Source organism: Streptomyces sp. NPDC001415 (assembly GCF_053597395.1).
In genome coordinates, this window is sequence record NZ_JBSFIE010000010.1 from 263,802 (window position 1) to 274,037 (window position 10,236).

General features: G+C 71.8%; 10 protein-coding genes. All 10 read right to left on the minus strand.

The window, feature by feature from the left end; all coding sequences use genetic code 11:
* Positions 1-147 precede the first annotated feature (147 nt).
* The 10 genes from ACWC2B_RS16930 to ACWC2B_RS16975 are packed head-to-tail and all read right to left on the minus strand — an operon-like array spanning position 148 to position 10,035.
* The gene (locus tag ACWC2B_RS16930) at positions 148-1,689 is read right to left on the minus strand and encodes an NADH-quinone oxidoreductase subunit N (RefSeq protein WP_450717186.1); all 1,542 of its coding nucleotides are present in this window, start codon (positions 1,687-1,689) and stop codon (positions 148-150) included.
* On the minus strand, positions 1,686-3,260 hold the full coding sequence (locus ACWC2B_RS16935; RefSeq protein ID WP_450717187.1) for a complex I subunit 4 family protein: 1,575 nt from the start codon (positions 3,258-3,260) through the stop codon (positions 1,686-1,688). Before ACWC2B_RS16935 ends, ACWC2B_RS16930 begins: the two co-directional genes overlap by 4 nt.
* Positions 3,261-3,263: 3 nt before the next feature.
* Positions 3,264-5,264 carry an NADH-quinone oxidoreductase subunit 5 family protein gene (locus tag ACWC2B_RS16940; RefSeq protein ID WP_450717188.1) on the minus strand — a complete coding sequence of 667 codons (2,001 nt, stop codon included), beginning with the start codon at positions 5,262-5,264 and terminating at the stop codon, positions 3,264-3,266.
* Entirely contained in the window at positions 5,261-5,641 is a 381-nt protein-coding gene (nuoK, locus tag ACWC2B_RS16945) for an NADH-quinone oxidoreductase subunit NuoK (protein ID WP_450717189.1), read from the minus strand. The genes ACWC2B_RS16940 and nuoK overlap by 4 nt, the downstream gene beginning before the upstream one ends.
* Complete coding sequence (locus ACWC2B_RS16950) at positions 5,641-6,249, minus strand: NADH-quinone oxidoreductase subunit J family protein (protein ID WP_450717190.1); 609 nt, start codon at positions 6,247-6,249, stop codon at positions 5,641-5,643. Before ACWC2B_RS16950 ends, nuoK begins: the two co-directional genes overlap by 1 nt.
* The gene (locus ACWC2B_RS16955) at positions 6,246-6,875 is read right to left on the minus strand and encodes a NuoI/complex I 23 kDa subunit family protein (protein ID WP_450717191.1); all 630 of its coding nucleotides are present in this window, start codon (positions 6,873-6,875) and stop codon (positions 6,246-6,248) included. Before ACWC2B_RS16955 ends, ACWC2B_RS16950 begins: the two co-directional genes overlap by 4 nt.
* Positions 6,875-7,843 carry a complex I subunit 1/NuoH family protein gene (locus ACWC2B_RS16960; RefSeq protein ID WP_386002239.1) on the minus strand — a complete coding sequence of 323 codons (969 nt, stop codon included), beginning with the start codon at positions 7,841-7,843 and terminating at the stop codon, positions 6,875-6,877. Before ACWC2B_RS16960 ends, ACWC2B_RS16955 begins: the two co-directional genes overlap by 1 nt.
* Positions 7,836-9,059, minus strand: a complete 1,224-nt coding sequence (locus tag ACWC2B_RS16965) for an NADH-quinone oxidoreductase subunit C (RefSeq protein ID WP_450717192.1) — start codon at positions 9,057-9,059, stop codon at positions 7,836-7,838. The genes ACWC2B_RS16960 and ACWC2B_RS16965 overlap by 8 nt, the downstream gene beginning before the upstream one ends.
* Positions 9,056-9,661, minus strand: a complete 606-nt coding sequence (locus ACWC2B_RS16970) for an NADH-quinone oxidoreductase subunit B (protein WP_450717193.1) — start codon at positions 9,659-9,661, stop codon at positions 9,056-9,058. The genes ACWC2B_RS16965 and ACWC2B_RS16970 overlap by 4 nt, the downstream gene beginning before the upstream one ends.
* Complete coding sequence (locus ACWC2B_RS16975) at positions 9,652-10,035, minus strand: NADH-quinone oxidoreductase subunit A (protein ID WP_114037282.1); 384 nt, start codon at positions 10,033-10,035, stop codon at positions 9,652-9,654. The genes ACWC2B_RS16970 and ACWC2B_RS16975 overlap by 10 nt, the downstream gene beginning before the upstream one ends.
* Positions 10,036-10,236 lie beyond the last annotated feature (201 nt).

Below are 10,236 nucleotides of genomic sequence, written 5' to 3' on the forward strand. Positions count from 1 at the left end.
GCCTTCTCATGGGCGCCCGAACCAAACCGTGCCCTTGCGCCGGGCTTGCCAAAACGGAATCGCGGCCGCAATAGGGGCGCGCCGAGGGCAGATCCGTTGCGTTCCGTTTCGATTGCCTGCCGCGCGCCCAAGGGCGAGCGCGAGCCCTCAGAAGAGGGTGACCGAGGCGAAGTGCAGCGCCAGTTGCGGGACGCCGGACAGGACGACGCCGACGACCGCGGTCAGGGCGATGGCGACGGTGAGCGGGGCCGGGACGCGCGGCCGTGCGGACCGGCCCGTCTCCGACGGCTCATCGGCGGCCTCGGGTGCCCGGAACAGGATCGCGGTCCAGCGCAGGTAGTAGTAGAGGGCGACGACCACGTTGATCGCCATGACGACCGCGAGCCAGCCGAGCCCCGCGTCGACGGCCGCCGAGAAGACGGTGACCTTGGCGAACAGGCCGATGATGCCCGGCGGAAGACCGGCCAGGCACAGCAGGAAGAAGGCCAGCGCAAGGGCGGCCAGGGGGCGCTCGGCGTACAGGCCCCGGTAGTCGGTGAGGCGGTTCAGCGGCTTGCCGCGGGCCACCAGGGCGGCGACCGCGAACGCGCCCAGGTTCACCACGGCGTACATCAGGGCGTACGCCACGGTCGCGCCGACCTGGTTGCCGCTGGAGTACGCGGCGGCCGCGATCGGCACCAGCAGGTAGCCGGCCTGTCCCACCGAGGACCAGGCGAGCAGCCGGACCGCGCTGTAGGCGCGCGTGGCGGACTGGCGCAGGGCGGCCGCGTTGCCGATGGTCATGGTCAGCGCGGCGAGGACGGCGAGCGCGGGGCCCCATACGTCGGCGTACGCGGGGAAGGCGACGACGGTCACCAGGATGAGCCCGGAGAAGCCGACCGCCTTGCCGACGACGGAGAGGTAGGCGGCGACGGGCAGCGGGGCGCCCACATAGGTGTCGGGCACCCAGAAGTGGAAGGGCGCGGCGGCCGTCTTGAAGGCGAAGCCCACCAGGGTCAGGACGACGCCTGTCTTGGCGACGGTGTCCAACTGGCCCGGAACGGTGGCCAGTTTGGTGGCGATCTCGGTGAGGTGCAGGGTGCCGGTCGCCGCGTACACGAAGCTGGCGCCGAGCAGCATCACGGCGGTCGCGGTGACCGACGACAGGAAGAACTTCAGGGCCGCCTCGGAGGACAGCCGGTCGCCGCGCTTGAGGCCGACGAGCGCGAAGGCGGGCAGCGAGGCGACTTCCAGGGCGACGACGAGGGTGGCCAGGTCGCGGGCGGCGGGCAGCAGTGCCGCGCCGGCCGCGGAGGACAGCAGCAGGAACCAGAACTCGCCCGCGGGCAGCTTCTCCTTGGTGTCCCGCACCGCGAGCAGCGCGGTCAGCAGGGCGCCGCCGAGGACCAGGGCCTGGATGACGAAGGCGAACTGGTCGACGGTGTAGCTGCACGCGTCCGGGTTCGCGGTGAGGCAGAACGTCGAGCGGCTGCCGGTGCGCAGCGGCGCGAGCGAGGCGAGGGCCGCTACCAGGCCCGCGATGGTGATCCAGCCGAGCAGCGGCTTGCGCGACTGCGGCAGGAACAGGTCGGCGAGCAGCACGACCAGGGCGACGGCCGCGGCGATCAGGGGCGGCGCGATCGCCACCCAGTCGACGGACTGGACCAGGCTTGCGGTGCCGGCCGCCGCGGTGGTGACGTCGGGGGTCACGACTTGCCTCCTGCGAGGAGCTTCTGGACGGCCGGGTCGGTGAGGCCGAGGAGGACCGCGGGCCAGAGCCCGGCGAGGACGGTGAGCGCGACGAGCGGGCTCCAGGCGGCGAACTCGTAGCCCTGGATGTCGGCGAGCTTCGGCCCCTCGGCCGGCTTGCCGCCCATGCAGACCCGGCGCACGACGACCAGCAGGTACGCGGCGGTGAGCAGGGTGCCGAAGGCGGCGATCGCCACGAAGGTGAGGTACGCGGAGCGGCTGAGCCCCGGGGCCGGGTCGAAGGCGCCGAACATGGCGAGCATCTCGCCCCAGAATCCGGCGAGTCCGGGCAGTCCGAGCGAGGCGACGGCGGCGAAGGCGAGCAGTCCGCCCAGGCGCGGCGCCCTGCCGTACAGGGCGGCTCCGGTGGCGCCGGCCAGGGTGTCGAGATCGGCGGTGCCGTAGCGGTCCTTGAGGGCGCCGACCAGGAAGAACAGCAGGCCGGTGATGAGGCCGTGGGCGATGTTGGCGAAGAGCGCGCCGTTCACGCCGGTGGGGGTCATCGAGGAGATGCCGAGCAGCACGAACCCCATGTGGCCGACGGAGGAGTACGCGATGAGTCGCTTCAGGTCGCCCTTGTTGCCCTGCTTGGCGAGCGCGAGGCAGGCAAGCGATCCGTAGATGATCCCGGCGACGGCGAAGGCGGCCAGATACGGCGCGAAGGTGTGCATGCCGTGCGGCGCGATCGGCAGGACGATGCGGACGAACCCGTAGGTGCCCATCTTCAGGAGCACGCCGGCCAGGAGCACCGAGCCGACGGTCGGGGCGGCGGTGTGGGCGTCCGGGAGCCAGCTGTGCAGCGGGAACATCGGGGTCTTGACCGCGAGCCCGATCCCGATCGCCAGAACGGCGATGACCTGCACGGATGTGGTCAGCCCACGGCCGTTGTCAGTGGCGAGTGCCACCATGTCGAATGTGCCCGACTTGAGCCCGACGAGGAGCAGGCCGAGCAGCATGACGACCGAGCCGAGCAGTGTGTAGAGGATGAACTTCCAGGCGGCGCCCTGCCGTTGGTCCCCGCCCCAGCGGGCGATCAGGAAGTACATCGGGATGAGGACCATCTCGAACGCGAGGAAGAACAGCACGAGGTCGAGGACGGCGAACGTGGCGAGGGTGCCGGACTCCAGGACGAGGAGGAGCGCGACGAACGCCTTCGGGGACGGGCCCGCGGGCATCTTGAAGTAGGAGTACAGCGCGCAGAGGAAGGTCAGCAGCGCGGTCAGGACGAGGAGGGGGAGTGAGATGCCGTCGGTGCCCAGGTGGATGTGGACGTTCAGGGCCGGGATCCACTGGATGTCCGTCGTGGCCTGCATCTTCGACGGGTGGCCGTGGTCGAAGCCGAGCGCGAGGACGATCGCGGCGATGAGGATCACGCCGGTCACGGTCACGCCGTGGCGCAGCACGGCCTGGTCTGGGCTCTTGCCCTTCAGTCCGGGCGGGGCGGGGAGCAGGGCCGCGACGGCGCCGAGGAGCGGGGCGGCGACGATGAACGCCAGAAGGAACTGCATCACGGACTCGCTGATATCGATCACGGCTCACGACCCCGCGGTGACGTTGGCAAGGACGACCACGGCGGCCGCCAGGACGAGTGAGCCGGCGAGCAGTGCGCTGAGGTAGCTCTGCACATTGCCGTTCTGCGCACGGCGGACGGCCCAGCCGAGCCAGCGCGGCGCGGCGCTCGCACCGCGTACGTACGTCTCGACGACCTCGCGGTCCAGGAAGCGGACCAGGGCGGCCGCGGCCAGGACGGGGCGGACGAACAGGGCGGAGTAGACGGCGTCCAGGTGGAATCCGGTGGCCGCGTGGCGGTGCAGCGGGCCGAGCAGGAGACGGCCGGGGTCGGCGGGGTCCGGGGCGGACGCGATGGAGCCGTAGACCTCGGTGTGGCTGGCGATGGCTTCCTCCTCGACCAGGCTGCCGTCGCCCTCGGGATGGGCGGCGACGGCGCCCATCGGGGTGCGGGCGGCAAGGGACGAGGTGTGGCGCCAGGCGGCGTAGGTGACCAGGCCGCCGACCAGGGCGACGCCCGTGGACAGGACGGAGGTGGTGACCGCCGGGGTGAGGGCGCGCCCGTCGAACCAGTCGCCGAGGTGGCCGGTGGTGAGTCCGAAGGCGAGGGAGGGGATGGCGAGCACCCAGAGCACGGCGTTCATGACGACCGGCTGACGACCGTGGTCCGGGGCTTCGGCTCCCCTGCCGCGGAAGGCGAGCAGCCACAGGCGGGTGGCGTACGCGGCGGTGAGGAGGGCGGTGAGCAGTCCGGCGATCAGCACGGTCCAGCCGGCGCCGGACGGGGCGACCTGGCTCTCGCCGAGCGCGGTGTGCTCGGCGGCGGACAGGACGGCCTCCTTGGAGAAGAAGCCGGCGAAGGGAGGGATCGCGGCGAGCGCGAGCAGGGCGACGGTCATCGTCCAGTACGCGTCGGGGATGCGCTTGGCCAGGCCGCCCATGCGGGACATGGCGGTCAGGGAGTTGGTGCCGGCGGCGTGGATGATCACGCCGGCGGCGAGGAAGAGGAGCGCCTTGAAGGCGCCGTGCGACAGGAGGTGGAAGACGGCGGCCCCGCGGTCGCCGACAGCCAGGGCGCCCGACATGTAGCCGAGCTGTCCGATGGTCGAGTAGGCGAGGACGCGCTTGATGTCGTCCTGGGCGAGCGCGGCAAGCGCCGAGCCGACCATGGTGACCGCGGCCATCACGGCGAGCACGGTCATCGCGGCCGCCGACGCGGCGAAGACGGGGAGCAGCCGGGCCACGAAGTAGATACCGGCGGCGACCATCGTCGCGGCGTGGATCAGCGCGGAGACCGGCGTCGGGCCGGCCATCGCGTCGGGCAGCCAGGTGTGCAGCGGGAACTGGGCGGACTTGCCGGCCACTCCGGCGAGCAGCAGCAGCGCGATCAGGGTGGGGTGGCCGATGCCGCCGGTCAGGGCGGCCTGGACGACGCCGGTGATCCGGAACGTACCGGCGTCGGTGGCGAGCGCGAACAGGCCGATCAGGAAGGGGACGTCGCCGAGCTTGGTGACCAGGAAGGCCTTCAGCGAGGCGGCGCGGGCCTCGGGGGTCTCCCAGTAGTGGCCGACCAGGAAGTACGAGCAGATGCCCATGATCTCCCAGCCGACCAGGAGCACCATCAGGTCGCCGGAGTAGACGACGAGCAGCATCGCGGAGGTGAACAGGGAGACGAGCGCGGCGTACGAGGTGTAGCGGGGGTCGTCGCGCAGGTAGCCCGTCGAGTAGAGCTGTACGCAGGTGGCGACCAGGCCGACCAGGACGGCGACGAGGACCGCGAACCCGTCCAGGTGGAGGGCGAGTTCGATCGGTACGGAGCCGGTCGGGGTGAGCCGGGTGGCCGCGTCGATGGCCTTGCCGCCGCCCTGGTCGACGGCGACGACCACGGCGAGGACGAACGCGGCGAACGTCGGGAGGACCGCGAGCGGCCGGACGAAGCCGGGGGCGCGGCGGCCGAGCAGCAGGCCGGCCGCGGCGCCCAGGAACGGAAGGAGGGGGACGAGGACGGCGAGGGTCGTGGTGGTCACGCGGCGGCCTCAGCCTTCTGTGCCGGGGCGGCGGGGTCTTCGGGGTCCGCCGGGTCGGGGTCGGGGCCGGTGCCCTCGGCGGTGTCGCGGAGCCTGTCGATGTCGGCGGTGCCGCGGTTGCGGTACACCGCGAGCACGATGGCCAGACCGATGCCGATCTCGGCGGCGGCGATGGCGATCGTGAACAGGGTGAGCGCCTGGCCCGCGTGGAGGGTGTCGCGCAGCCAGACGTCGAAGGCGACGAGATTGAGGTTGACGGCGTTGAGCATCAGCTCGACGGACATCAGGACCAGGATCGCGTTGCGCCGCGCGAGCACACCGTAGAGACCGGTGCAGAACAGGAGGACGGCGAGCACGGCGGGATAGGCGAGGTGCATCAGCGCGACTCCGTCTCACGGGGGGCGGCAGCGGTGGTGCGGAGGGCGTCACCGGGGGCGCTCTTGCGGGACAGCACGATCGCGCCGACCAGGGCGGCCAGGAGCAGTACGGACAGGGCCTCGAAGGGCAGCACCCAGTGCCGGAAGAGGATCTCTCCGGACACCTTGGTGGAGCCCTGGGCCGGGCCGTCCAGGTCGATCCAGCTCGTGCGGAAGGCGTCCACGACGACCCAGACGAGGGTTCCCGCCGCGGCGACGGCCACCGTGAGGGCCGCCCAGCGGTTGCCCGAATCGGCGTCCGGGGAGCGGCCGATGGGGGCCTTGGTGAGCATCAGTCCGAACAGGAGGAGCACCACGATCGAACCGACGTAGATGAGCACCTGCACCCAGGCGATGAACTCGGCGGTGAGCAGGAGGTATTCGACGGCCAGGCCGCCGAGCGCCACGACCAGCCACAGGGCGGCGTGCACCAGCTGCTGGGTGGTGACGGTCATGACGGCCGCGGCGAGGGTGGCGATGCCGACGAGGACGAAGGCGATCTCCACGCCGGTCGGCGACAGGAAGCCGTGCGGCGCGGTGAGGGCCGCCTGGGCGAGGATCCCGCTCATGCCTGCCCTCCCTCGGGGCCGGCCTGGCCGGTCTGGCCGGTCTGCCCGGTCTGCCCGGTCTCCGCGGCCTGGCCGGCCTCGGCCGCCGCGGCGGCTTCGGCGGCCTGCGCGGCGGCCAGTTTGTCGGCGGCCTTGCGGGCGGCGGCCACTTCCTTCGGCTCCTCGGCGCCGGGGTCGAGCGCGGGCGGCGCCGGGACCGTCCACATCCACTCGCGCAGCTTGTCGCGCTCGTGGGTGAGTTCGTGGATGTCCGTCTCCGCGTACTCGAACTCCGGGGACCAGAACAGCGCGTCGAAAGGACACACCTCGATGCAGATACCGCAGTACATGCAGAGGGAGAAGTCGATGGCGAAGCGGTCGAGGACGTTGCGGCTGCGTTCGCGGCCGCCCTCGACCGCGGCCGGGACCGTCTCCTTGTGGGAGTCGATGTAGATGCACCAGTCGGGGCACTCGCGGGCGCACAGCATGCACACCGTGCAGTTCTCCTCGAACAGGCCGATCACGCCCCGGCTGCGGGGCGGGAGTTCGGGCTGGACGTCGGGGTACTGCGCGGTGACGGTCTTCTTCGTCATCGTGCGGAGCGTGACGGCGAGGCCCTTGGCGAGGCCGGATCCGGGGATAGCCATTAGCTGATCGCCACCTTCACGATGCCGGTGAGCGCGATCTGCGCGAGCGCGAGCGGGATGAGCGTGGTCCAGGCGAGCTTCTGCAGCTGGTCCTCGCGGAGCCGGGGGTAGCTGACCCGGAGCCAGATCACGACGAAGGCCAGGACGGCCGTCTTGAGCAGGGTCCAGACCCAGCCGAGCCCGTCGGCGCCGAACGGGCCGTGCCAGCCGCCCAGGAACAGGACGGTGGTGAGGCCGCACAGGACGACGATGCCGGCGTACTCGGCGAGCAGGAACAGCGCGAAGCGCAGGCCCGTGTACTCGGTGTACGCACCGAAGATGATCTCGGAGTCGGCGACGGGCATGTCGAAGGGAGGGCGCTGGAGTTCGGCGAGGCCGGCGATGAAGAAGACCAGGGCGCCGACGATCTGCCAGGGCAGCCACCACCAGTGGAAGGCGTTGAGGATGCCGGGCAGCGAGACCGTGCCGGCCGCCATCGCCACGGAGGCGGCGGCGAGCAGCATCGGCAGCTCGTACGCGAGGAGCTGGGCGGCGGTGCGCAATCCGCCGAGCAGCGAGAACTTGTTGGCCGATGCCCAGCCCGCCATGAGGGAGCCGAGCACGCCCACGCCCATCACGGCGAGCACGAAGAAGATGCCCGCGTCGACGACCTGGCCGACCGCGCCCTCGCTCGGGCCGATCGGCACCGCCACGAGGACGAGGAGGTAGGGCAACAGCGCTACGGCGGGGGCGAGTTGGAAGATGCGGCGGTCGGCGGCGGCCGGTACGACGTCTTCCTTCTGCGCGAACTTCACGCCGTCCGCGACGAGTTGGGCCCAGCCGTGGAAGCCGCCCGCGTACATCGGGCCTAGCCGGCCCTGCATGTGCGCCATCACCTTGTGCTCGGTCTGCCCGATGACGAGCGGGAGGACCAGGAACACGACGAAGACGACGACCAGCCGGATGGCGACGTCGAGTGCGTCATTCACGCGGGTCGCCTCCGGCGGGGTCGGTTGGTTCGGCGGGGTCGTTCGGTCCGGCTTCACCGGTTCCGGCGCCCGGGGCGGGTTCCGCCTCGGGGCCCTCTTCGGCGAAGGCGGGTTTGGGGTTGTGCCAGGGGGCGTCCGAGCTACGGGTGCGCGGCGGCGCGGCGGGCTGCCGCCCCTCGGCTGCGCCCGGTCCGGACTCCTCCGCCGCACCCGGGGCCTTCGGTACCTCCGGGGTTTCCGGCCCCTTCGGAGACGTCTGCGACACCGAGCCCTCGCCGGCACTGCGACTACGGCGCGGGCGGGCGGCCGGTGCGGTCGGGTCGGCCGAGGCCCCCTGGGCATCCGGGGCAGCTGGGGTTTCCGGGGCCGCCGAAACCCCCGAAGCCCCCGAGGTTCCGCGGGTTTCAGGGGTGGCTGCAGGCGCCGGGGTGCCGGACGTCTCCGAAGCCGCCGGAGCCGCAGACGTACCGGATGCCGCCGGGCTCGCCTGCGAAGCCGAGCCCTCCGACACGCTCCGGGTGCGCCGGGCCGGACGGTCTCCCGCGGCCCGCACCGGGCGTTCGCCGGAGCCGGCACCAGCGCCCGCTCCGGCACCGGCTGCCGCACGCGGCGTTCGGGCCGGGCGGGCCGGGGCGGGGGGGAGTTGGCCCTTCAGGGGGCCCCAGTCGTTCGGGTCGGGGACGCCGGGCGGGAGCATCTGGCGGCGCTTGGGACCGCCGTGTTCCGATTCGCCCGGCTCCTTCGCGCCCGGCCACGCCTTCGCGACGCGGGCGGCCAGCACGAAGTCCTTGCGCAGGGGGTGGCCCTCGAAGTTCTCGGGGAGGAGCAGCGGGACCAGGTGCGGATGGTTCGAGAAGTCGATGCCGAACATCTCGTGGGTCTCGCGCTCGTGCCAGGCCGCGCCCGCGTAGACGTCGATCGCGGACGGCAGTACCGCGGCCGCGTGCGGGACCGTCGTGCGCAGGAGCAGGCGGCGGACCCGGCCGTCGCCCAGGGCCACGACATGGGCGCAGACCCGGAAGCCCGTGCCGGGTTCGTCGACCGCGCTCAGCCAGTCGAAGTAGGTGCAGCCCAGCGAGTCGCGGGCGATCAGGAGGGCGGCGATCCAGGAGTCGGCGGGCACGTCGACCGTGAGCAGCCCGTAGGCCTCCTCCGCCGTGGCCTGCGCGCCGAAGATCTCGGTGACGCCCTCGGGCAGGCTGTCGTACGCGGTCACGCCCGGCCCTCCCCAGGGGTCGGCGGGGCGGTCACGAGCCCGCTGGTCAGCTGGGCCGGGGTGGGCGCGTTGGCGTACCGCTCGCCGAGCGACTCGCGGGCGATCTTCTCCTGGAGCTTGAGGATGCCCTGGAGCAGTGCCTCGGGCCGGGGCGGGCAGCCGGGCACGTACACGTCGACCGGGATGATCTGGTCGACGCCCTTGGTCACCGAGTACGAGTCCCAGTACGGGCCGCCGCAGTTGGAGCAGGCGCCGAAGGAGATGACGTACTTGGGCTCGGGCATCTGCTCGTACAGCCGCTTGACCGCGGGCGCCATCTTGTCCGTCACCGTGCCGGAGACGATCATGAGGTCGGCCTGGCGCGGTCCCGGCGCGAAGGGGATCACGCCGAGCCGGATGAAGTCGTGGCGGGCCATGGAGGCCGCGATGAACTCGATGGCGCAGCAGGCGAGGCCGAAGTTGAAGACCCACAGGCTGTAGCGGCGGCCCCAGTTGAGGACCACCTTCATCGGCTCGGGGGCCAGGCGCGAGAGCACGCCCAGCTTCTTCGGCTCGGGCAGCAGCACGGGCTGCGACTCGGGTCCGGGAGTCGTCACGTCCATTCCAGGACGCCCTTCTTCCATGCGTAGAGCAGTCCCACGGCCAGGAAGCCGAGGAAGATGAACATCTCGACGAGGGTGGTCGCGCCGTAGCCCGGGGCCGCGAAGACGGTCGCCCAGGGGAAGAGGAAGATCGAGTCGACGGCGAAGATCACGTACAGGAAGGCGTAGACGTAGTAGCGGACCTGGGTGTGGGCCCAGCCCTCGCCCACCGGGTCCACTCCGCATTCGTACGTGAGGAGTTTCTCCGGCGTCGGCACGACCGGCCGCAGCAGCCGCCCGGCCCCGAAGGCCACGGCCACGAACAGCACGCCGATCACGGCGAGCAGGCCGACGACCGAATAGCTGTGGAAGTAGTCGGCAGCCAACACCGGCATCTGGCGCACGGTCGGTTCCGGCACGTCGCGCCCCTCGCTCCCTGGCCTCGATGATCTCGTCGCGCCCTGTTCGACGCTGTGTACGGACGGGAGTCTAGGCCCTGCTAAGGGAGCCCTTGGCAGGCGCGTCTCACCTGCTGGGCCGCCGGGGTGGGGTTTTCCCCCGTACAAGACGGTGCGGCACCCCATGGCGCCGCCGAT

Coding starts and splice junctions, on each gene's coding strand:
- nuoK (WP_450717189.1), bottom strand. CDS start 5,641: ATGCACCTCGCCTATCCCGCCGTGCTCGCCGTCCTCCTGTTCTGCACC.
- ACWC2B_RS16950 (WP_450717190.1), bottom strand. CDS start 6,249: ATGAGCGGGATCCTCGCCCAGGCGGCCCTCACCGCGCCGCACGGCTTC.
- ACWC2B_RS16955 (WP_450717191.1), bottom strand. CDS start 6,875: ATGGCTATCCCCGGATCCGGCCTCGCCAAGGGCCTCGCCGTCACGCTC.
- ACWC2B_RS16975 (WP_114037282.1), bottom strand. CDS start 10,035: ATGCCGGTGTTGGCTGCCGACTACTTCCACAGCTATTCGGTCGTCGGC.
- ACWC2B_RS16970 (WP_450717193.1), bottom strand. CDS start 9,661: ATGGACGTGACGACTCCCGGACCCGAGTCGCAGCCCGTGCTGCTGCCC.